General features: G+C 35.7%; 20 protein-coding genes and 1 pseudogene. 17 read left to right on the forward strand and 4 right to left on the reverse strand.

Annotated features, from left to right (window positions below):
• Positions 1 to 236 precede the first annotated feature (236 nt).
• Positions 237 to 485, forward strand: a complete 249-nt coding sequence (locus ACZ5A8_RS00630; RefSeq protein ID WP_464531657.1) for a hypothetical protein — start codon at positions 237 to 239, stop codon at positions 483 to 485.
• Positions 486 to 758: 273 nt separating this feature from the next.
• On the opposite strand, the gene ACZ5A8_RS00635 is transcribed toward ACZ5A8_RS00630, so the two are convergent.
• The 4 genes from ACZ5A8_RS00635 to ACZ5A8_RS00650 form a co-directional block, all read right to left on the reverse strand.
• Positions 759 to 887 (reverse strand): hypothetical protein, encoded by a 129-nt coding sequence (locus ACZ5A8_RS00635; protein ID WP_255679860.1) that lies wholly within the window; start codon positions 885 to 887, stop codon positions 759 to 761.
• Between the two features lie 314 nt (positions 888 to 1,201).
• A complete protein-coding gene (locus ACZ5A8_RS00640) occupies positions 1,202 to 2,560 on the reverse strand; it encodes a lysostaphin resistance A-like protein (RefSeq protein ID WP_464531658.1) in 1,359 nt (452 codons plus the stop codon).
• A 1,043-nt stretch (positions 2,561 to 3,603) separates the two neighbouring features.
• On the reverse strand, positions 3,604 to 3,789 hold the full coding sequence (locus tag ACZ5A8_RS00645) for a hypothetical protein (RefSeq protein WP_464531659.1): 186 nt from the start codon (positions 3,787 to 3,789) through the stop codon (positions 3,604 to 3,606).
• A 107-nt stretch (positions 3,790 to 3,896) separates the two neighbouring features.
• The gene (locus tag ACZ5A8_RS00650) at positions 3,897 to 4,784 is read right to left on the reverse strand and encodes a DUF1616 domain-containing protein (RefSeq protein WP_464531661.1); all 888 of its coding nucleotides are present in this window, start codon (positions 4,782 to 4,784) and stop codon (positions 3,897 to 3,899) included.
• 1,062 nt (positions 4,785 to 5,846) lie between these two features.
• On the opposite strand from ACZ5A8_RS00650, the gene ACZ5A8_RS00655 reads away from it, so the two are divergent.
• From ACZ5A8_RS00655 to ACZ5A8_RS00730, 16 genes and pseudogenes are all read left to right on the forward strand, one after another.
• A complete protein-coding gene (locus tag ACZ5A8_RS00655; RefSeq protein WP_464531662.1) occupies positions 5,847 to 6,818 on the forward strand; it encodes a glycosyltransferase family 2 protein in 972 nt (323 codons plus the stop codon).
• 265 nt (positions 6,819 to 7,083) lie between these two features.
• A complete protein-coding gene (locus ACZ5A8_RS00660) occupies positions 7,084 to 8,673 on the forward strand; it encodes a glycosyltransferase family 2 protein (protein ID WP_464531663.1) in 1,590 nt (529 codons plus the stop codon).
• Positions 8,674 to 9,237: 564 nt separating this feature from the next.
• Positions 9,238 to 10,263 carry a Gfo/Idh/MocA family protein gene (locus ACZ5A8_RS00665; RefSeq protein WP_464531665.1) on the forward strand — a complete coding sequence of 342 codons (1,026 nt, stop codon included), beginning with the start codon at positions 9,238 to 9,240 and terminating at the stop codon, positions 10,261 to 10,263.
• A complete protein-coding gene (locus tag ACZ5A8_RS00670; protein ID WP_464531666.1) occupies positions 10,260 to 11,147 on the forward strand; it encodes a hypothetical protein in 888 nt (295 codons plus the stop codon). The genes ACZ5A8_RS00665 and ACZ5A8_RS00670 overlap by 4 nt, the downstream gene beginning before the upstream one ends.
• A gap of 122 nt (positions 11,148 to 11,269) precedes the next feature.
• The gene (locus tag ACZ5A8_RS00675) at positions 11,270 to 12,319 is read left to right on the forward strand and encodes a DUF354 domain-containing protein (protein ID WP_464531667.1); all 1,050 of its coding nucleotides are present in this window, start codon (positions 11,270 to 11,272) and stop codon (positions 12,317 to 12,319) included.
• A 79-nt stretch (positions 12,320 to 12,398) separates the two neighbouring features.
• Positions 12,399 to 13,028, forward strand: coding sequence for a PIG-L deacetylase family protein (locus tag ACZ5A8_RS00680; RefSeq protein WP_464531668.1), 630 nt, complete (start codon positions 12,399 to 12,401; stop codon positions 13,026 to 13,028).
• Positions 12,979 to 13,593, forward strand: coding sequence for an N-acetyltransferase family protein (locus ACZ5A8_RS00685; protein ID WP_464531670.1), 615 nt, complete (start codon positions 12,979 to 12,981; stop codon positions 13,591 to 13,593). The genes ACZ5A8_RS00680 and ACZ5A8_RS00685 overlap by 50 nt, the downstream gene beginning before the upstream one ends.
• Positions 13,594 to 13,611: 18 nt before the next feature.
• Positions 13,612 to 14,358 (forward strand): WbqC family protein, encoded by a 747-nt coding sequence (locus ACZ5A8_RS00690; RefSeq protein ID WP_464531671.1) that lies wholly within the window; start codon positions 13,612 to 13,614, stop codon positions 14,356 to 14,358.
• A gap of 57 nt (positions 14,359 to 14,415) precedes the next feature.
• Positions 14,416 to 15,585 (forward strand): glycosyltransferase, encoded by a 1,170-nt coding sequence (locus ACZ5A8_RS00695; protein ID WP_464531672.1) that lies wholly within the window; start codon positions 14,416 to 14,418, stop codon positions 15,583 to 15,585.
• Positions 15,586 to 15,617: 32 nt separating this feature from the next.
• Positions 15,618 to 17,378 (forward strand): hypothetical protein, encoded by a 1,761-nt coding sequence (locus ACZ5A8_RS00700; RefSeq protein WP_464531673.1) that lies wholly within the window; start codon positions 15,618 to 15,620, stop codon positions 17,376 to 17,378.
• 410 nt (positions 17,379 to 17,788) lie between these two features.
• Positions 17,789 to 18,681 (forward strand): annotated as a pseudogene (locus tag ACZ5A8_RS00705) (ISAzo13 family transposase).
• 309 nt (positions 18,682 to 18,990) lie between these two features.
• Positions 18,991 to 20,535 carry a CDP-glycerol glycerophosphotransferase family protein gene (locus tag ACZ5A8_RS00710; protein WP_464531675.1) on the forward strand — a complete coding sequence of 515 codons (1,545 nt, stop codon included), beginning with the start codon at positions 18,991 to 18,993 and terminating at the stop codon, positions 20,533 to 20,535.
• Positions 20,536 to 20,546: 11 nt separating this feature from the next.
• Positions 20,547 to 21,245: an acylneuraminate cytidylyltransferase family protein gene (locus ACZ5A8_RS00715; protein ID WP_464531676.1), complete on the forward strand. Its 699-nt coding sequence runs from the start codon at positions 20,547 to 20,549 to the stop codon at positions 21,243 to 21,245.
• Between the two features lie 57 nt (positions 21,246 to 21,302).
• Positions 21,303 to 22,358, forward strand: a complete 1,056-nt coding sequence (neuB, locus tag ACZ5A8_RS00720; RefSeq protein ID WP_464531677.1) for an N-acetylneuraminate synthase — start codon at positions 21,303 to 21,305, stop codon at positions 22,356 to 22,358.
• Positions 22,355 to 23,497, forward strand: a complete 1,143-nt coding sequence (gene neuC, locus ACZ5A8_RS00725; RefSeq protein WP_464531679.1) for a UDP-N-acetylglucosamine 2-epimerase — start codon at positions 22,355 to 22,357, stop codon at positions 23,495 to 23,497. The genes neuB and neuC overlap by 4 nt, the downstream gene beginning before the upstream one ends.
• A gap of 1 nt (position 23,498) precedes the next feature.
• Positions 23,499 to 23,927 carry an acyltransferase gene (locus ACZ5A8_RS00730; RefSeq protein WP_464531680.1) on the forward strand — a complete coding sequence of 143 codons (429 nt, stop codon included), beginning with the start codon at positions 23,499 to 23,501 and terminating at the stop codon, positions 23,925 to 23,927.
• Position 23,928: the final 1 nt, after the last annotated feature.

The raw sequence follows: 23,928 nt of genomic DNA on the forward strand, positions 1-23,928 counted from the left end.
TGTTGTATTATTATGCCAATGATAACATTATTACCAGTGGCTTATTATTTGAGCTCATCCCAAAATTCATAGTTATTTCTCTAACGTCTAATTTGAAATAACCACTCAAGCTTCTGATCATAAAAATAATTCTGAAACTCTAGTGATGTGGAAATAAAGCGGGTTTTGGATGAGCTCCAATACAAATTATTTTACAGTCCTGGAGTATATGCTATAATATTTACAGGGGTGTTAATATGTTGCTAAGCATAATTTCATCAAGCGCTATCTCTTCAAGTGCAATTTCCATGATCACGAGTCCCGGACTTCCCCAATATGGTGCAGCGGTAGTTGTCGGGTTGATTGCCCTCCTTTCTTTAAAGGAAGTCCTTTCCGCATCCAAACACTGGAACAGGTCCCTTGACAGTTCCTTTAACATGTCAATTCTGCCTTTGCTCCTCTGCTTTGGTGCAATTGTCGTTTTCAAGGTTGCAGAAATCATTTAACTATAAGGCGGGAAGTCCCCTTCCTCGACAATTCCGGTTTACCGGAAGTGGCAGGTGGGGGATGAAAGCCGTCAACTTCCACACCTTCTGTTTTTATTGAATCTGACAAATTTCTTCTTTCTTGAAACCATATAGTTCTTGTTGCATTGTCACCCCAATCTGAAGCGAGAACCAAGCTAGGAAGTGGGCAAACAGGATGTGACAACTCCCGAAGGGATCGGGAACAAGGCGGGGAAAGCCGCAAGCCGTTGTGCATCTCAAGCATCATCACACTCATATCTTCCACTTTGATTTTTCTTCACCTGCGGAACGCAGGGTAGAGCCTCTGGACTCGCTCTCATTAGAGAGGGGGATGAAGGAAGAAGATCGCTCAGATATTGTTTTTAGGCTGAGTAGTCTCAAGGAAGCCCCTCCCTCAGATGATCCGGTTTGCCGGATTGGACAAGGAGGAGTAGTTCACTTCTTGTTTTTGAAAGATTCCCTTTCATTTCATTTTTTTCATTTGATTTTTTCATAGTCGGAGCGCTTTTCCTTTTCCTTTTCTCTTCAGGAACGGCCTTCTTTTCAGGTTTTATTTAAAGCCATCTTTTCCGTTTTCCTTCGGGTTTTAAGGTTTTTCAATAGGCCGAAATAAGAAAGGGGTTCGGGATGTCCGATAACCTGAGAAACTTCCTAAAAGGGGTTTTATATAGGTTTTATATAAGTTCTTTCCGGGTTCAGAAACCGGGCCATATACTCAGCCTGTGAGGCAGGATCCCGAAAAGGAAAACATTGACAAAACCGTGGAGCACAGCAATAAAGGGCAGGCTTCTTGTTGTATAGAAGGCGAGACCCATGATAAATCCTACAAAGCCGGTATAGAGGATTTCCTGAAAAGTGCCGTATCCTGAGTGCATTAGCCCGAACAGAAAACTTGTGATTAGAATGGCTTCCCACACACCGAACGCATTTTCGAGCCTGGTCTGCAGGACTGACCTGAAAATCAGCTCCTCGACAAGCCCTACGAAAAAAACCATTACAATGGTGAGCTTGAGCAGGTTCATAAAGGAGAGGTCAGGGATCAGATAACCTGTTTTGATAGTAAGATACTCTCCGAGCCCAAGTATGCAACCCAAAGGGATTGAGAGGAGCATGTAGGGTATTATGTGCTTCAGGGTAATTCCTAGTTGTTCAAGAGAATGCCTCTGGTGCACTACTATAACTGCCAGGGGAATTGCCAGGGGGCCGTAGATGAAAACAAAGGTATAAAGGGTTGTCTCATAAAAGACAGGCATTGAAAGGTTTATCAGCCTGAGTACCGGGAGCAGCATCATGGCCTGGTGGATTTTATAGACTTCAGGATCTTTTATTAATATATTGGAAAGGGAAAGAGCAATCAGGGTGCCTATATGTATCCAGACAGCTGCGCCCATTCTGTCCGAGAAGATCAGGATTTCTGCAAGAGTTATGCTCAGGATAGGAATTGCGGTAAGGAACCTGAGTTTTTTGATCTCGGCTTTTTCAAGATTTGTTTCTTTATACGCTTCAGCCGTCTCAGCTGCCTTAGATACCTCAGCCGCTTCAGTTTCAGCTGCTTCAGTTTCAGCCGCTTCAGTTTCAGCTGCTTCAGTCTCAGCTGCCTCAACTACTTTAGTCACACGTACTTCAGACACTTCATCTGCTTCAGCCGCTTTAGACCCGGCTGTTTTCCATATTTTGGGCAAATGGAGATCTTTCAGGGGGTCTTTTGCAAGTCCCGGCTCTCCAGAAGTTATGTGCAAATATCCTAGAATGATCAGAATTGCTGCCCCTATTCCTCCCACTGTATAGGCAATATCCACATACCGTCCGACTTTCCGGAGCGGCTCGGGGGCTTCATCTGAGGTTAAAATAACTCCGGAATCCCCTGTTTCTTCCAGAGCTTCGGCACGTATCTGCTCTGAAACGGGCCCCATCGCTGGAGAAGGTGATAACTCCAGATTGCTTCTTGACGCGGCTTCTGGAGAAATCGCCAGTAAAGCCAGAAACAGAACTGAAACAATAATTAGAAAATTCAGTTCTTTTTGTCTTTTATGAGAATTAATTAATTTTTGCACGTAAATTGCTCCTCTCCAAATCGGGGCGGGTTCAGATCTATTTTATATTTCTTATTAAAGGTTTTTTAGTGGTTTTTTATTATAAGACCTTACGGATGCTATACGGCTCTCATATTATACAAGCTTTTATTGCAAATATCATATAAAGTTTTGTCGATAGTCAACTGCTTTAAATAATATATTTTGATTTATGTGGACTTCCTGACCGCTGGAAAGAGTGGACCTTTTATCGTTATTCGCCTTTTATCCTTATTCGCTTATAGCATATCTGAGCCAATGCCGAAACTTAAAAGCAAAAAAAGTTCACAAATCCGCAGAAGCAGGGAAAATTTATTCTAGTGCATCGATTCCAAATTATGGGAATAAAATTGGACTTTAAAATCAACACAGGTCAATGGATTTCCCATAAAAGAACCACAGATGGACACAGATAAACACGAATTGAAATCATCTGTGTTCATCTGTGTTTATCCGTGGTTTATTGAGGATATATGGAATCGATGTACTAGTGAATGTATTTCCGATTAAATTTATTTCGCTCATATGACATCTGCCCCTTCTCTCTATTAATAAACATAACTTATTTGAGAGGGCCTTGAGAGGATATTGAGAGAATATTGGCGGAGCAGTGAAAGAACATTAGAGAACATTAGAGAACATTAGATAACTTTAGGAAATATTAGGGAGTCTTATAGAAATTTAGGAAATATTAGGGAATCTTATAGAAATTTAGGAAATATTAGAGAATCTTAGAGAGCATTAGAGGACGTTGAGAGTGCATTGAGGGGGCCGAGACATGTGTGTTTTACAACCGGACTACACTTTTTGCAGCCAAACCTATTCTGGGATCAAGGCTTTCAGAATGAGTTTTTCTGAGGGCTGAAATCTTTATAGGCTAAAATCAAGGAGATTTATAGAAAGAAGTTAGGCCCTGAGAGGCTTTAGCTATACCTAAAATATTTTGGTGAGATCCAGAGATTTCTCAATCGGATCAGAGAGATCCCTGTCAGACTTAGAAATCTTTAGCAGATGATTGAGTTTCTTCAATAGAAAGCTCTGGAATGAAGACAGATAGAGCTTGGGAGGTTCCCTGTATTTCTTCCTGCATCTTTTCTGCATTCTTTCCTGCATCTTTTCTGCATTCTTTCCTGCATCTTTTCTGCATTCTTTCCTGCATTCTTTCCTGCAATCTCGCCTGCACGTATGCTTAAGACTGCCAGCCTGGGCATGCCAGGACACTTTTGATGCCTTTTGTAACTTTCTTCAGTCGCGTTTTCGCAGTCTCAGGGACTTTTGAACCTGCAGGCATGCACATTATCCGTTGAGTTTTTCCTCTTCACCTCTCTGTCGAGTTAACATTTATCCAGAGGTGGAGGTCCCTGTAGGGCGTATTTTTGTCGGTCTCGTTGAAGAGCAGGAACTCAAGTTTCATGTTCTTTCCCTCGGTCGGAGGAGTGAATGTTAGAGGTTCTTCCCATGTCTCGTTATGGGAAAGCGTGACCTGCTGCATATCTTCAGGCAGGGGAAGGGAGCTGTTTTCAAGCCTTATTTCCATTGTGTAATTTAAGGGCCTGTACTCATGGTTTACGACTCCGACAATTACTTTTCCGCTTTCTCCAAGTGTGTAGTTTGTCGGGTAATTGTCAGCCATCCCTTCAGGCCCGAGGATATAGAACTCTGTGAAGTGTTCCCCTTCTTTCGGGGTTATTACTACATAGACAAGGGTTGTGACAGACAGGAGAATGGACAGGACCAGGATAACTGTAAGAGCCCTATCAAGCCCTGATTCAGGTTTTTCCAGGATTTCGGCTTTAAGCTCGAGTGCCATTTGCCTGAAGGGTACTTCAAAGGCGTCAGCTTCGGGAAGTTTTGTCCGCCTCAAGTATGCAAGCCCGCACATTGCAAATGTGAATATTGACAGGCTTATCAGGATTGGCAGGATTCTTATTCCCCAGGGAGTGTAGTTAAGGCCGAGGCCGATCAGGGGCACGACTGCGATGCTCAGCCCGAAGGAAAGGGCTGTCCTTTCGATCCCGTCAAGGTCGGATTTTGCAGGGAAAAGTGCAGCAATCAGGGCATACCCTGGCAGAAAAAGCACAAGGGGAAGGCCCAGTATATTGCGGAGCACAGTTTCACTTAATCCGGGCGTAAGCACAAAGAGATCGGTGAGGATCACAAGCCCAATAACGGTCAAGAGGTCTGAAGGAACTTTTTTTCCGGTCATTCGGGTCATCCGGCGTATAATTTCAAAAAAATTATTATATTAATCCAGTTTCTTTCGGGAGAGTAACTATTTTTTCTAATACATTTTATTCTTTCGCTCTTTTTCGTTTTCTGCATTTGTCATCCAGGGGGAGCTTTTCCAGCTTATCTATATTTCTATGCTTATCTCCCCGATAATTTTTACTCAGCCCAACATTTCTATTATTTTATTAATATGTATATTTTTTGATCTCATTTTTTGATCTGATTCTTTGATCTCATTTTCTGATCTAGTTTTTTGATACAACTTACTGAATTTTAAAATGCATTCACTCCGTGAAACCTGACCAAACATGTTTAACTTATTCTCCTAGAATTTGCCCATTTTGCCCTGTCTATTCCGCCTTATCCATTTCATCTCATCTATTTATTTCCCATTTTTCTCTTTCTGTGTATGCGGCAAGTGGCAGTTATGGTTAAGTCAAACTTTAAAGCTTTAGATCCCCCTCAGGATTTTTTCTGGGTGCCGGAGAGTCTGCGGTATCCGGGTGCGGAACTTTCATGTTCTTACGATATTGTTTTTGATAGATCTATTTTTTATTTTTTATTATCTATATTTTTTTACTCTCATATTTCTGATGTTTTTTGCAGGCGTGTATCTCAATCGTATAATGTTATATTTCTGCAGATAAAGGCTCTACTGATGCCATTATAACTCATTTATTATTATATTACAGTATGGCTGTCAATAAATTTATATATTCGCGTCTCAGATGTCAATCTAAAAAATTAAAGTATATTAGGGATTCAAACAGTACTACAAATTCAAGCAGTTAAGTCAATTAAAATAGTACTATAAATTAAAACAGTTGTGTCAATTTGAACAGCCATATCATTACTGACATTAGTGGTTTTGAGCCGCTACAACTGTTTATACTTCAAATGTTTACTTAAAATACTTACTTCGGATATCTATTTCGGATATCTATTTCGGATATTTACTTTGGATATCTATTTTGGATATCTACTTCGGATATCTATTTCGGATATCTGTTTTGTAATAAATTTCAAAGGGGTCATACAAATGAGTAACGAACTGCTTATGGGCAACAGTGCACTGTACTCAACCCATAAAGAGAACCAGCGTTTCAGGGAGACATCCTCTCAAAACATAACCGCTATCCTTCCAGCCTACAATGAAGAAGTGTCGATCGGAAGCATAGTCCTTCTTACAAAACTCTATGCCGACAATGTAATCGTTATCGATGACGGCAGCACTGACCTGACAGCTGACATCGCCAGGAAAGCAGGAGCCGAAGTAGTATCTCACGGAGCCAACCGAGGAAAAGCCGAAGCCCTTAAAACCGGCTTTACAGCCGCAGCTGACCTGGGCGCAGATATAATAGTTACAATGGACTCGGACGGGCAGCACAATCCTGAAGATATCCCGAAGCTCGTTGCCCCTATCATCAAAGGAAATGCCGAGATGGTAAATGGCAGCCGTTACCTGAATTATCCGGGCAAAAACTCCCCGATCTACTGCCGTGAAGGCCAGACCATGCGGGACATCACTGTAAAAATGAATTTTGATCTCAAAATAACCGATACGCAGAGCGGCTTCCGCGCCTTTGCAGCATCTACAAAAAGCATCTTCCGGTTCAACGGCAAAAAAACAGCCATAGAAAATGAAATGCTTTCCGACGCAGGCAGGTCAGGCCTTCGCATAACCGAAGTCGAGATCGGGGCATTCACAATTCCCGAAGCCCATACCCGAAACCCGGCAAAGTACATTCTCGGAGCCCTGAAAGCTGTTGTCGAGGATGTAGATGCTAACAGACCCCTGTACTGCTACTCGGTACCTGGCTTTGCCCTGGCAACCTGTGGTTTCTATATGGGTTTCAAGTTCCTTGAAGCCTTCTTCCTCGGCAGCGCAAGCCTCAACTTCGGGCATACCTTCCTTATGGTCTTCCTTGCCCTTGCAGGTGCATATATGACTCTAAGGGGAATAATCGCACATTCGATGGCAGAAGCGCTCAGACAGACCGAATCCGCTTAATTATCCGCCTTGGTAGATAATTATCCACTTCAATGGATAATTATCTTCTTTTCCGGATAAAAATTAACTAACATAGATAATAATTAACTTTAATAACTATACAGGCACACTAACAGGGACAATTAGCCGAATAAAATTTTGTCTTTTATTCCTCTAGTGCCTGAATAGTTATATTCTACTTTATATGTCCTCCATTTACTTTATATATCGCCAATTACCTTTAATTTCATTCAATCTTTGAATCTATTATTCTGGGGTTATTCGAATGAATAATGAATTGCTTAAGGGCAGTAGCGCCCACCTAATATCAAAAAAAGAGGAAAGTCCAGATGTAAGAGACGCATCCCCCCAAAACATAACCGCTGTTCTCCCCGCCTTCAACGAGGAAGTTTCCATCGGTAGTGCGATTCTACGGGCGAAAAAATTTGTTGATAGGGTAATTGTTGTAGACAATGCGAGCTCTGATAATACAGTTGAAGTAGCTGAACTTGCAGGTGCAGAGATAATTCGCAGCAATAATCATACAGGGTTGGATTTTCCAATCAAAATAGGCATCGAAAATGCAACAGACTCTGAGATAATTTTGTTCATGGACCTTAGTATTTGCCATGAACCCAAGTTGATTCATAAAATGCTTGGGCCGATTCAAAACAATGACTATGATATGGTAATTGGTACCTGTTTTAGCAAATCAAACCGACTACAGGAAAATGTATCTTTTTTAAATAAGAAACAAACGGAAAACGGACCTGTAGGATTCTTTGTTTTCTCTAAGAAATGCTTTAAGATATTAAGTTCTTCTAATATTTACACCTCCTCCGTACATAATATTCTCTCTTTTGCTGAAAACAACAATCTGAAAGCGAAACACCTCGATCTTGAAGAAGAGCACACATCCAGCCTGTTTAAAAGATATAAAATTGGAGTTGTGGTGCCCGCATACAATGAAGAAGTTTTGCTGGGCGAAACAATAAAAGGAATTCCGGAGTATGTGAGCCGTATCTATATAATAGATGACTGCAGTTCTGACGGGACTCCCAAAGTTATCAAAAATATGAAAGATCCAAGAGTTACTTCCCTGAGGCATGAAGTGAATAAGGGTGCTGGAAAGTCAGTTGTTGACGGATATAAAATGGCTCTGAAAGAGAAAATGGACATAGTTGTCGTAATGGACGGCGATAACCAGATGGACCCGTCTCAGATGCCCCGCCTTTTAATGCCCATAGTAGAAGGTAAAGCTGATTACACCAAAGGAAACAGGCTTATGACCAGAGAAGCCAGGGAAGGCATGAGTACCTGGAGACTCTTTGGAAATGCTATGCTTTCACTGCTGACTAAAATAGGAAGCGGCTACTGGGACTTAATGGATCCTCAAAATGGCTATGCTGCTGCATCTCGAAAAGCTCTGGAAGCAATTGATCTTGATTCCGTATACACATATTATGGTTACGTAAATGACATTCTGATAAAGCTCAACGCATACGGCATGAGAGTAACTGATGTTGTAATTCCTGCTCGTTACGGAAGTGAAAAGTCCTCTATAAATTATCGTAAATACGTCTTAAAAGTTGCTCCCATGCTCTTCAATGGTTTCTTATGGAGGCTAAAGACCAAATATGTGCTTTTAAGTTTTCATCCGCTTGTGTTTTTCTATCTTGCGAGCATGGCACTTGTGCCTGCTGGACTGATTTTGGATTTCTGGATTCTTGTACAAAAGTTGATGCGCAATCCTGTTTCTCAGAATTACCCCCTGTTAGGCGTATTTATGACTCTGATGGGTGTACAGCTGTTGCTTTTTGCAATGTTTTTTGATATGCAGTCGGACATTAGCAAGAAACTGGATCGTACTATCTGAAGAAGAATTATTTGTCAATATTGGAGGTGAAAGTAAGTTTGTAAGTAGAATTCATTATTTATACATGCTTATATAAATTTTATACAGTGGTGAGATTTTCTAATTATACTCCATTTGTATTCGGTTAAGGATTTTGAGCTGCGGATCTCGATTTCGACGGAAAAACTCAAACCCAAATGTTTAGTGTTTAAATTGAAATCGATATCAGATTCCAGTTTTGCATTTGATGAATAATTTAACAAATTTTATGAAAATCAATGCAAGTGATAACGATTTTTCCTTAACCGATGACCAATGAATTATACTCCAATTCAATTGTCTAACATCGAACAAAGCTTCCATAAATTTCCGGAAAAATCAAATATTTATCTTGGAATCGATGCACTAGAATCTTTAAATTCGGAAGAAACTGTATTTTTGTTGGGATTTCTACAGTAATTTTCTCTCTAACACTCGAAATTTTGCAAAAAATTAGTAAAATACTCAGGGTAATATCTAAGAATAGTTCTGTATTTCAGAGCATGGGATTAAAATCAAATTTATTTCTTTAACTGGTTGGTTATTATGGTTGACAATATAAATGTCGGTATTATTGGGATGGGAAAAATGGGTATTCTGCATACAGGAATACTCAACAGCTTGGATGGAGCAAATGTAAAAGCGGTTGCAGAAAAGCAGAATTTAGTTCTGAAACCCATTAAGCAATTATTACCTGCAATTGGTACATATAACGATTATTTAGACATGATAAAAAATGAAGACTTGGATTTAATCTATATCACTACACCAACCTCTTTTCATACAAATATAGCACTAGACTGTGTGAACTCAGGTATACCTTTTTTTGTTGAAAAGCCCTTAGGAATTTCTGTTGATGATTGTAGACCTTTGATTGAAGAAATTAAACAAAAGCCTACAATTAATATGATCGGCTATTCCATGCACTTTGTAGACACATTTAGGAAAGCAAAGGAAATATTAGATAGTGGAGTTCTCGGGGAACTTATCTATTTTAATTCCAGTATGTATGTTTCTCAACTCTTTTCGAAAGGAAAAGGATGGAGATATAAAAAAGAAACAAGTGGAGGTGGGGTGTTAAGCACCCTTGGAGCACATCTTGTAGACCTCCTGATTTGGTTTTTTGGAGATGTATCTCTTATAGAGGGTCATACAAATTCTTACTACTCAAAAGATGTGGAAGATTTTGTCCATTCTTATATTCTCTTCAAAGGCGGATTAGGGGGCTATCTTGATGCCTCCTGGAGTGTTAGAAATTACAGGCTTCCTGAAATAAAAATTGAAGTGCATGGTGAAAAGGGAATGCTAGTAGTTTCCGATGATTATCTCAAAGTGTATAATGATCAGGAAGCTAGGTGGAACACATACTATAAGCAAGATCTGTATGATGGGGTTGATTTTGATCTTGGTGGTCCAGAGTATACACGGGAAGATAAGCATATGATAAAGTCTGTAAAAGAGGGAAGAGATTCAGGACTTGACATCTTTGATGCATTTAAAGTCCAAAAGGCTGTAGATGGAATATATAAATCCGCTTCGATAAAATCTGCAATAGAGGGGGATGAGTTATGAATATAGACCCTATCATCCTAGGTCATAACCAGTTTATAGGTGTGGATCATTTTTCACAGGACCGTGCAAGAGACAGGGTACAGCTTTTTAGTGATACCGAAAAAATCCTTAATGTAGTTAGAGATTTTTATGACCTTGGTGGAACTGGGATGATGCTCTCTACTCATCCTAAAACTAAGGCGATAATGGATGCCATTGGTTCGGATCCGGTATTGTCAAAAAATATTAATATGTATCCCCTTATCCCCTATGCTCAGGGCTACGTAAGAAAAGCTAATGAGATGGGTATGATTGGGATGCTCAAAGATGTACTGGAACCTGCCAGCACGTCTGCAAAATTTAAAATCCTGCTCAAAGGTGGTATGAACGTCTTAAACCAGGATTTCTTCAACACCATTTCTACATTTATAGATGTCGAAATGCTGCCATTCACAGGATTTAATGTAAAAGCGATTTTCCTGCATAATGTCTTGACAGATCTTGCTCTCTCGATGAACTCACAAAAAGTATTCGAGTTCTTTGTTGATTATATAAAAGATAATTATAATGCAGTTCCTGCTTTTGGAACAATGAATTTTGCAAGACTTGTGGAGAGTTTTGATGAATGGGGTATCGAAAAACCACTGGTCATGAGTTCCTTTAATAAAGCAGGCTTTCAGATGAATCCCTCAAGAGAAGAATGTGAGAGGTGCTTGAGTGAATATGATGTGGATTTACTGGCTATGAGTACACTGGCATCAGGATACCTGAAGCCAAAAGAGGCTTATGAGTACCTATTTTCATTGCCTAATATTAAGTCTGTAGTTGTAGGTGTATCATCTAAAGAACACGCACAAGAAACTTTCGGGATCATCAAAAGGTATCTAGGGGAGCGAAAAGCTTGAAAATCTTAATTGATATTTCGCATCCTGTTCACGTGTAATAGAAAGTAAATAAAATATTCATAGTTTCAATCTTGCTGTTAGTTTTAATATTTCATATTTTCATGGGTGAGAATTTGAGAATAATGATTGATATGGGACATCCTGCACATGTTCATCTTTTCAAGAATGCTATATGGAAGCTTCAAAAAAAAGGTCACCAAGTTTTGGTTACGGCTAGAGATAAAGAAGTTACTATAGATTTACTCAAGTTATATAATATTGAAAATACAGTTGTGGGTAAAATCGGGAGTAGTAGATTAGATTTGATACGTGAATGGATAATAAGAGATTATGAAATCCTAAAAATCGCAAAGAAATTTAATCCAGACATTTTGATGGGAATGTCAAATCCATGTGCATCTCATATAGCATGGATTCTTGGGAAAAAATCTATTTTGATGGACGATACGGAACATGCTTCGTTTCTCCATAAGGTAGCATATCCATTTGCTGATGTAATTTGTACTCCTAATTGCTTTAAAAAAGATTTAGGGCAAAAACAAGTTCGTTATAACGGTTGCCATGAACTTGCATATTTACATCCAAATTATTTTTCTCCTGACCCAACTGTATTAAATGAGCTTGGAGTAAATGAGCAGGATAATATATTTTTAGTAAGATTTGCTGCTTTTAATGCATCTCAGGATACCAAAAGTCACAAGTTTAAGGCTGAATTTGTGATGCCACTGATTAAAAAACTAGAAAAAAAAGGAAAAATTATAATTTCATCTGAAATAAAACTTGATCCATATCTCACGAAATATCAGTACTCTCTGTCCCCTGATAAGTATCACAGTGTTCTTTACTATTCAAAAATGTATATTGGGGAAGGTTCTACTTCTGCAGAAGAGGCTGCGTTGCTTGGAGTACCGGCATTACATTTTGAGAGACTAAATATTAATGGAAATCCATGTGGAATTACTCCATACATCGGAATAATTGATTTACTTCAAAATAAATATGGATTATTGTATAGTTATTACGATGAATCTGAACTTTTATCAAAAGTAGATGAGCTTTTGTTAGACATTAATGACACAAAAAAACAATGGGAGGAAAAAAGAGAAACTTTTTTAGAGGATATGGACGACGTTACAGGTTTTATAGTCAACATGGTAGAAAATCATTCGTAAGGGATTTGTTTCATTCCAATATACAAATAACTAATCTCGTTGATGAATAAAAAATATTATTCGATAAAAGTTGATCAAGATGTTTGATAATATATTAATATTGTCGCCTCACACAGACGATGGAGAGATCTCTGCTGGAGGTACTATCTCTAAGTTCATTAGTGAAAACAAAAATGTATTTTATGTTTCATTTTCATCTTGCGAAAAATCTGTACCTAAATGCTATGCTGAAGATATTTTAAAAGAAGAATGTTTAAAGGCGACTTCTGAGCTAGGTATAAATCCAGAATATGTACTTTTATTAGATTTTGAAGTAAGAGAATTTCCAAAAAATAGACAAAAAATATTAGATAAAATGATAACAATTGGAAGAGAGATTCAACCTGATTTAGTAATTACACCTTCTTCTTTTGATACCCACCAGGACCATCATATTATTTATGAAGAAAGCTTGAGAGCGTTTAAAAAGAGTTCTTCGATATGGGGAATGGAGCATCCTTGGAATAACTTAAGTTTTCGAACTGACATATTTGTTGAACTCAATGAAAGTTTCATCCAAAATAAGATTAATGCTCTAAAAAAATATAACTCTCAATCGTTTAGGACCTATTTTGATGAAAATTATATTCGTGCTTCTGCATTTACAAGAGGGACTATGATTGGAAAAGAATATGCAGAAGTCTTTGAATGTATTAGAGAAATTATTTAAAAAGACAGGTGAAATGATGTATACAATTCGGGTGTTAAATCTTAGAGATCTTTTATCAGCACACCATCTGTATGATTCTCTCTCTGCGAATAGTAAGCAATACTATAATTCAATCATTTATGGAAAGCCAAAGAAACCTCTTTGGTTTTTGGCTCAAATCGCCTTGGTTATTTCGCATACACCCTTTGCTAAAATTATACGTCGTTTTTACCCAAAATATTTGTATTTTATTGTAGGTGCTTTTGACGAACAAAATCATCTTCTTGGTTTTGCACACTTTGTATTACATGGTTATTCCTCTAATGGTAAATTAATAGGAAGATTAGGTATTGCTATCAAAGATGAGTTTCAGGGTAAGGGATTAGGTACAAAATTAATGGAAAAATTAATACAATTAGCAAAAAATAACTTAGTAGGCATTATTTTTTTAGAAGTTCTCTCTACGAATGAAAAGGGTTTAGCTCTTTACAAAAAATGTGGTTTCAGGATCGTTAATATTTATCAAGATTCGGTCAATGTAAACGGAAAGAAACATGATCTATATAAAATGGAATTATCCTTATAAACATATAAACTGATACCTATGAAAGTTTCTATTCATCAACCAAATTACCTTCCATATATTGGTTATTTCCAAAAAATGGAATTATCTGACGTGTTTGTAATTTTAGATAATGTTCAATTCTCTAAAGACAGTTATACTCAAAGAACTAAAATAAGAACTCCCGATAATTGGATGTGGCTTACAATACCTATTGAAAAAATTCATACTTCTAAATCCATTAAAGATGTACCTTTACCTACAGATAGAAAATGGTTACGAAAACATAAAACCTCTATCATTTCTAACTACTCAAAGTGCCCTTTTTTCAATGATGAATTTATTGAAGAGTATTTTACAGAAGGTGAACAATTTAAAAAGCTACAAGAGTGGAATGAATTTGGAATTTTATATCTAAAAGATAAGTTAAAGATAAAAACTGATATTGTCAAAGCAAGTGGTTTAAATTTAAATGAAAATTTAAAAAATACGGATTTGTTAGTTGAGATTGTAAACCAAGTAGGTGGAGATGCATATATTTCGGGTGCGGGTGGAAGAAAATACATGGACATAAGCAAATTTGAGAAAAATGATATTTCTTTAGAATATTTTGATTTTGAACCTTTTGAATACCAACAAAGATGGGATGGGTTTGAGCCTTATTTAAGCGCCATGGATTTAATTTTTAATTTGGAAATTACAAATGTCGCTTCTATACTAACTAAGAATCTAGCTGAACTATCAGGCCTGAAAATGGGATCTCAAGATAAAAATAGCTCTAAAAAGTAATCTAATTGGAATCCCTATTGAAACCGTAATTATGGAGCGATTTTTGGAGAAAAATCTATGAAAAAAAATATATTATATATATGTCATTCTTACGCTAGTTTTCAAAAAGATTCTATTGAATCAGTGGCAAAATATTTTCAGAATGTCACGGTTTTAGTTAGATCCAATCCACTTATAGACATATCTAAATATTTTCATATTAATTCATTAGAGATATATAGAAGCGATAAAAAGATTGACGCTCATAATATGCCTTCTAATGTTAAAGTATATTCTACACCGATTATGTATTTCCCTGCAGATTTTCAATACAAAAATCTCGGAGAAAAACATTTAAAGAGTGTAGAGAACTTTATCAAGAAATACAATATCAAATTTGATATAATTCACTCAAATTTTACTTGGTCTGCTGGATACGTAGGTGCAAAATTAAAAGAAAAATATGGAGTGCCTTTTGTAGTTACTGCTCATGGATATGATATCTATAAGTTACCATTTAAAGATGATCAATGGAAACATAAAATTATGTATGTTCTTAATTCTGCTGATGCTATTGTTACAGTGAGTAACAGCAATTTAGAATGCATAGAAAAATTGGACGTGAAAACACCAGTAAAAGTTCTCCCAAACGGATATAGAGCGGATATTTTTCATCCAATTAATACTATTGAATGTAGGAAATTACTGGGTTTGCCAGCTGACAAAAAAATAATTTTGACTGTAGGTCATTTGGAAGAGATTAAAGGGCATAAATATCTTATTGAAGCTATAAGTCATATCGTAAAAGTAAGAAAAGATGTACTATTTTTTATCGTAGGTGGAGGACCATTGAAAACGAAATTAGAGAAACAGATAACAGACTTAGGATTGTTTGATTATGCAAAACTTGTTGGCATCAAACCTCATGGAGACATACCATTATGGATGAACGCTTGTGATATTTTTGTGTTACCGAGTTTAAATGAAGGAAACCCCTTAGTTTTGTTCGAATGCTTGGGGTGTGGGAAACCTTTTGTGGGAACAAGAGTTGGTGGTGTCCCTGAGATTATTAAGTATGATGATTATGGATTGTTATGTGACTCTGGAAGACCAAAAGAACTAGCTAAGAATATATTGTTGGTTTTAGATAAAAATTGGGATGAAGGAAAAATTCTAAATTATGCAGAACAATATCGGTGGGAGAATATAGCTTCACAAATAGTGACCATTTACGATAAAATATGTTGAAAGAATTGTAACCTTTAAATTAGTGTGATGTCATGAAAGCCGATAAAAATCAGATTTTTTTGTCATTATCAATAGTATGTTTTATCTTATTGATAAGAAACGCGCTTCTACTTATGTTTGTTGAGCCTGTCGGATATATTGTAGATATTTACTCGGCTTTTCCCTTTAATTTTTATCTAGGATTTATTTTCTGTTATTTTGCAGCATCACTTCTTGTTCTTAATGGAAAAAAGATAATTGGAGTGTCAATCCTTTGTCTTAATCATTTAGAAATACTTCTTATACCTTACATGTTAGGATATTATTCGATGGGTCGTGCAGATGACATGTCTTACATTGGGGAGTACTTACAAATTGCAAATTCGGGTCATTTTGCACATTGGGATATTTATCCTGCTAGTCATATTATAGGGGCCTGCATATCCATTATTTCTGGTTTGGCAGTTAATCTTACATCTTTTATAGTGCCCATCTTATTCTCTTTTATTTTTATTATGGGTATTTATCTGTTCTCAAAAGTAGTACTTCCTCATCCTCGCATAAAATCGTTAATCATAGTTCCTTCATTCATGCTGTATTTAGGAACATACAATTCTTTGAACGTACCTCATGCTTTATTTTTTGCATTCATACCACTATATTTGTTTTTGATGTACTCATATTTCAACAATAAAAAGTATAGTACTCAATTTTCAGTGATTTTTGTTCTGGTGACCTTGCTAATACCTTATACGCATCCTTTTATTGTGTTTTTTTTAATCATAACATTTCTATTCCATTTAGTTTCCAAAATTCCATCTATTTCTCAGTTAGGATTTTTGAAGATACCACCAGTAAACTTAGTTAGTTTTCTAATTCTAACAGTATCATTCTTTAGCTGGTTTGTGTATAGCGAAAAACTTATGGGTGATTTTAGGAGAAGTTATATTAGTTATATTAATAAGATAACAGATCCGGTTTTTTTTGAAACTACAGATAAGCTAACTAAAATCCATTTTGGCTTTTTGGATTATGTGCAACTTTTTAGTATTTTTTATGGGAGATACTTGATTCCTGGAATATTTATTATTTCTTCATTTATATTTGTTTATTATAATAAATCTTATTTAAAGAAAAAGATTTTCATAAATTATCCCTATTTAGTTGCTCTGTATATTCTTTTTTCATTTATACAGTTTGTCTTGCTTATAAACCCTCTTATATCTCATCAGCCAGATAGAATTATGAATCTGAACTTTATGGTTTATGCGCAAATACCACTTTTTGCTTTATCAATATACATACTTTTCTTGCGGAAATCGAAATCTAATTACAATATTTTTTTAGTCTGCTTAATTCTTACTTCTATATGGACATTCACTCTTTTTGGATGTTTTGATTCTCCACAAGTTTTCCGGACAAATACGGCTCTTTCCTATAATGAAGTGGAAGGAATGAATTGGTTTTATAATCTAAAAAATAACGATGCAATTGTTAGTATACCATTAAGTCAAATAAATCGATTCCGTGATCTACTTGGTGAAAAAGATTCTAAAGATTCTCTTTATCGTTTCCCTGATCATTTCGGATATTCTAATAACTCTTCTAGCATCAGAGATATAAATTTTGAGCTTGGCAGTCAATTTTACATTGTGCTTTTAACTATTGATGAATTATTATATCAAGAAGTACCTAGTTATGTTAAGGTAGGGAGATATAACGAATCTGATTTTATCAGGTTACGAGATGATACTTCCATCAATAAGATTTATAATTCAATGAATATTGAAATATTCTTATCGTCTGCAAATTAAGGAATAACAAATATATAATTTAAAGTATTTTTCTTGTCATATAATAATGTTGATTAAAATCTGTTAGAAATGACAAGGAATTTACTTTAATGCTGCGCACAAAATATTCTGAAGAAATTGAAAAACAAATGAAAGCGTTTTATAACACTTTAAATGAGAAAGATCGAAGAAGATATGCAGCCATAGAAGCAATGAAATTAGGTCATGGGGGACAAAACTACATAAGTAGTGTTCTAGGCTGCCATTTTCAAACTGTTATGGCTGGAATTAGTGAAATCACTAATGGTATAGAAAAACCAGATAACAGGATTCGAAAGCCTGGTGGAGGTAAAAAGAAAATCATCGATACAGTCGAGAATATTGATGAAGTTTTCTTTGAGATTTTAAAAGATCATACGGCTGGAAGCCCTATGGATAACGAAATAAAATGGACAAATCGGAGTCTTAAGGAGATTTCAAAGGCTTTTGAAGCAAAAGGCATGAACATAAGTCCCCATGTAGTAAAGCAGCTCTTAAAGAAACATGGTTTTGCAAAGAGAAAGATGCAAAAAACCGTCACAATGAAAGATTGTAAAGATAGGAATGAGCAGTTTGAGAGGATTCGTGAGTTAAAAGAAGAGTACTCAAAAAGCAAGAATCCGATTATCAGTATAGATGTCAAAAAAAAGAATTCATAGGCAACTTCTACCGTGACGGAAAAGTTTATTGTACTCAGCCAGTTAAGGTTTATGACCACGATTTCAATACATTTTCAGATGGCGTTGTAATTCCACATGGCATTTACGACTTAAAACGTAACGAAGGATACATCACTTTAGGAACCAGTAAGGATACAAGCGAGTTTTGTTGTGATGGCATTAAAGACTGGTGGGAAAACTGCGGTAAGCAAAATTATCCAGAAGCAAATAGCGTTTTAACCTTAGCCGATAGCGGTGGAAGCAACTCAAGTAGACATTTTATATTTAAAGAAGACTTACAAAAACTAGTAGACGAAATTGGGATTGAAATCAGAATGGCTCATTATCCATCATATACTTCGAAATACAATCCAATAGAACACAGGTTATTCTGTCATGTTACAAGTGCCTGCAAAGGTGTTGTCTTTAGCAGTATTGATGTGGTCAAAAGCCTTGTTGATAAGACTTCTACATCAACAGGACTAAAAGTGTTTTCGACTATCAAAAATAAAGTTTATGCAAAAGCAAGAAAAATAAGTGAAAACTTCAAGGAAAACATGAAAATTGTATTTGACGATTATTTGGGGAAATGGAATTATAGAGCAATTCCAGAAGTGAAAACTTGAAGTTATTTTACAATCATTCCTAAGTAGAAAAAGTAAATTTTACAGATTGAAAAGTAACAAAGTATAAATGTTGAAAAAACAACCAGAATATGACTCTACCCTCAAAATTTCTTAAAAAATATTATGTGTTTTCTAGTTCGAAAATTTCCCATACAATTTGAAAAGGATATAAGTCAGAGGCTATAATCTTCAACAAAAACTTATCTTCAATAAAAAACTTTGGGAACTTATCTGACAAAAATTGAAACTAAACGTCTTCGTTATTTTAAAACTTTATTCTCTCATGATAGTAATAGGTAAGGAATTTTTATGGATCAAAGTGAAAATATGTTAACAAAAAGTCAGTTTGATAAAGTATTTTCTTATAGAAGTTTACATAATCTCTTCTTAATAAATATTGGGTCGTATTATCTTGTAACTTATTATATGAATTTTTTTCTTACAAACCGATTTTATAAAAAATCTAGTTATTATTTACAAGATAAATATAAAACATATGCACAACCTAGTAAAATTGACTTAGCTACTAAAGCTATATATATTTTGGAACAAGCTTTTATTTCCAATACGTCATCTGATAATTTAGATATTCTCTTTTTGTCACGAAATCGCTTTTTCACTCTGAAAAATAAAAATGGAAAAAGCTTCGTTTCAGATTATTTATTTGGGAATATAATTCACGAGTTAAAACTCAAACATCCAGATTATAAAAACGTTTTAATAAATATGCACTTTGAATCTACTCCAGAGATCGACGACATAAATGCATATAGTCTAGTCAGATATAGTAGCCCTTTTATATTTTTTAAATCAGCTTTATTAAGTATATTTATTAATTTAAAATGGAGATTCTCTAAAGAGAAGTTTTATCATTTTCTTAAGGATAATTGTTGTGATTATTTGTTTCTTTCATTTGAAGAATTTTTCACAATAAAACGGATGTTTCACGTACATTTCTATGATTATAGCCTTCAAAATCTCTTAAATAAACACAAGCCAAAGTTAGTTATGGCAAATGATGATGTAATGTATTTGAAACCCAAGTCAAATGTCGAAAACCTAAAATTAGTCCTTTTGCAATCTGCTTCGATAGACTGTGAGAAAGAAGAGTTTAAAAAAATGTTTATTGATATGTTTTCTTTGAATAACATAATTGCTGATTCTTTTTTAGTATCTGGTACTAAGTTCGAAATAATTAAACGATCATCTAATGATTCTAAGGAAGTTATAGTCGTAGGGCAACCAAGATATGATGTACTACATTATGTGGACAAAATTTATTCAAAACACCGATTTTTTGAAAAATATAATATTGAACAAAACAAGAAAATTATTTTGTGGACAACACAATGTCACGGAATTAGCATGAATGAGAACATTGTGAATTTTAATTCAGTTTTTAGTGCAATATCTCATCTGAATAATGTTATTTTATTAATAAAGCAACATCCTGCTGAAGGAGACGAATATGAAGAATTAATTAAAAAATATATTAGCTTATCTTCCTCAAAAGTAATTTTATTACCTAGAAATTCTGATACTTATGAACAGATATTTTGTTCTGATTTATTGATCACAAAAGATTCGACTACTGCAATGGAAGCAATAGCATTAGGTAAGCCTTTGTTAATTTTGAATCTGAGTGACAATCCCGATCGTATGGATTATGTGAACAAAGGAGTAGCTTTAGGTGTTTATTCCAAAAACAATCTTTTACCATCAATTACACAATTATTGGATAATTGCCAAGACTTGGAGAAATATAGAAGCGTTTTTTTGTTAGAAAACTTGTATAAAAATGATGGAAACTCAACTGACAGAGTAATTAAATATATCGAGAAAGTATTAACTTAAGGTTGAATAAAATGAATACAAAAATCATTTCAATAATTCCAGCAAGATGCGGTAGTAAAGGTATATCCCGAAAGAATATCAAGTTGCTTGCAGGAAAGCCTCTTATTGCATATACTATCGAAGGAGCTCTGAAATCTAAATATCTAAATCGAGTAGTAGTATCTACAGACGACGAAGAAATCGAAAAAATTTCAAAGAAATATGGAGCAGAAATTGTCAAAAGACCTTCTATCTTGGCTCAAGATGATTCCCCTACAATTGATGCAGTTTTTCATGTTTTTGAATCTCTGGAGATTCAAAGTGAAAAACGGACTGTTGTTGTTCTATTACAACCAACTTCACCACTAAGAAATTCGCAGGATATTGATAATGCTATTGATTTGTTCTTGAAGGATGAATGTGACTCTGTAATCAGTGTTCGTGAAAGTGAGCATCCTCCATTCTGGGCTTATAAAATAGATAATCAATATCTTAAACCAATTCTAGAAAACAATTATTTAAAAATGAGACGTCAGGACCTTCCTAAAAGTTATATGCCTAATGGTGCGATATACATATCCACAGTTGAAACTCTTCAAGAATATAGAAGTTTCAATTCCTCCAACATCTCACCATATATAATGCCTTCTATAAGAAGTGTAGACATTGATAATGAGTTAGATTTTATTGTGGCTGAATCAATACTTAAGACGTCAAAGAAACTGTTATAATCTTGTCGGGCTCATAGTTTTCAAAAGCTGCAAACTACCGAATAGGGGTAATTTTTGATGACGAGAATAAAAATCTTTGATAAATTTATCGGGGAAGATGAACCATGCTTTATTATTGCAGAAGCTGGCGTTAATCATAATGGGGATATCAATTTTGCAAAGAAATTGATAGATATTGCCGCTGATGTAGGAGTAGATGCAGTTAAGTTTCAGACATTCAAAGCTGAGAAACTTGTACTTCTGGATACAGAAAAAGCAGAATATCAGATGAAGGGTACAGACTCAGAGGAATCTCAGTATCAGATGCTTAAAAAGCTCGAGTTGACTGAATCAAACTTTGAAGAACTTAAAGCTTATGCAGAAAATAAGAATATTATCTTCCTTTCCACTCCTTTTGATAATGAAAGTGTAGATTTTCTGGATAAAATAGGTGTGCCCCTTTTCAAAATAGGTTCTGGAGAACTAACCAATCTTCCTCTTCTTCAACACATTGCTAAAAAGAATAAACCTGTAATTTTATCCACTGGTATGGCTACTCTTGGAGAAATCGAAGAAGCTCTTTACACTTTAATAAATGAGGGGTTACGAGACATAATTATCCTGCATTGTATAACCAGTTACCCTGCAAAAGCTGAGGAGGCAAACTTGAATGTCATCAAGACTCTCAGGTCGTGCTTTAAGCTGCCAGTTGGATTGTCAGATCACACAATGGGTATTAATGTATCTCTTGCAGCTAGAGTGCTAGGGGCATGTGTGGTCGAAAAGCACTTTACACTTGATAAAAAATTACCTGGGCCAGATCACAAAGCTTCTCTTGACCCTGGGGAATTAGGGGCTCTTGTTAAGGGTATAAGAGAAATAGAAAGTGCACTTGGAGATGGTATAAAAAAGCCCACAAAAGAAGAAGAAAGCATAAAGAAATTTGTGCGTAAGAAGCTCGTTTCATGTGTCGATATTCCTAGGGGCACCATCATTGCAGAAGGAATGGTAATGCTAAAAAGAGTGGGTACTGAAGAAGGAATCGATCCTAAGTACTTATACAGTGTGTTAGGGAAAAAAACCCTCCACGAAATAAAAATTAACTCTCCAATTAAGTGGGCTATGATAGAATGAGAAAAATTCTATACATATCAGGAACTCGAGCTGATTACGGCCTGATTCAATCCACTCTTCGAAATATAGATAATCATCTGGGACTGAAATTGGAAATAGTTGCTACTGGCATGCATATGATGGAAGAGTTTGGAACAACTGTAAATGAAATTAGAAAAGATGGATTTACATATCATACAATTGAAGCAACTTATAAAAAAGATGATCGGGGATCAATGGTAGAGTTCATTGGAGTGCTTCTTCAACAATTATCCCTGAAAGTTCAAAAAATAAATCCAGACATCATTTTAGTCTTGGGAGACCGGGGAGAAATGCTTGCAGGTGCCATCACAGGAGTGTACCTGGGGATTCCGGTTGCACATATTCATGGCGGAGAGATTAGTTCCACAGTGGATGACTTTACCCGGCACGCAATTACAAAACTTGCCCATATACATTTTCCAGCGACCAAATTAAGTGCTGAAAGAATTCTTAAGATGGGGGAACCTAAAGAAACTGTTTTTGTTGTCGGAGCTCCAGGCTTGGATTCAATATTATATGAAAGGTTAATAGAACCAGAAATAATTGCAGATATCTACGATTTGGACTTATCAAGGCCCATAGTTGTGGTCATCCAGCATCCGGTGTCAATAGAAATTGGGCATGCACAGGATCAAATCAGGCAAACGTTGGATGCAATAGTTGACCTGAAGTTTCAAACGATTGTAGTATATCCAAACGCTGATGCTGGCGGAAGACAAATGATTGAAATTATAAACAGTTATGAACACAATCCAAATATCAAAGTATACAAAAACATTCCAAGAAAAGAATATTTAAGTTTGCTGAAAGTGGCCAATGTACTGGTAGGAAATTCAAGTAGTGGAATCATAGAAGCGTCTTCATTCAGGTTACCTGTAGTCAACATAGGAACCAGACAAAGAGGCAGGGAAAGGGGAGAAAATGTAATTGATGCTGATTATGAAAAAGAAGATATTGAGTCAAAAATATTAATGTGTCTTTATGATAATGCTTTTAAACAAAAAATGAAAAGTTATAATAACCCTTATGGTAACGGAAAGGCAGGAGAGAAAATTACAGAAATATTGTGTGATGTAAATATCAATGAAAGATTATTACAAAAAAAATTGAGCTATTAATATGAGATTCGAAAACTGGAAGATCCCCGAGATCAAAGATGGGGAATTAACTAGATACAACTGGATGGTTCAGCATAAGGATAAGCTGAAACTTGGTTATAAGACCGATATTGGTGCTTTCACTTATATTAATGCCAAACAAGGAGTAGTAATCGAAGATCATGTTCAAATAGGTTCCCACTGTTCAATATATTCAATCTCTACTATTGATAATAGGGAAGGAAAAGTCCACCTGAAGACGAATTGCAAAATAGGAAGCCACTCTGTAGTTATGCCTGGGGTAACAGTTGGTGAAAATTCAATAATTGGGGCTTTCAGTTTTGTAAACAGGGATATCCCTGCTAATGTCGTAGCTTTTGGTGTTCCTGTAAAAGTTATTAAGGAAATAGATTCTGATAAATCTGTAATTTCCGAAAAAGAACACGAATAAA

The organism is Methanosarcina subterranea (assembly GCF_055385895.1).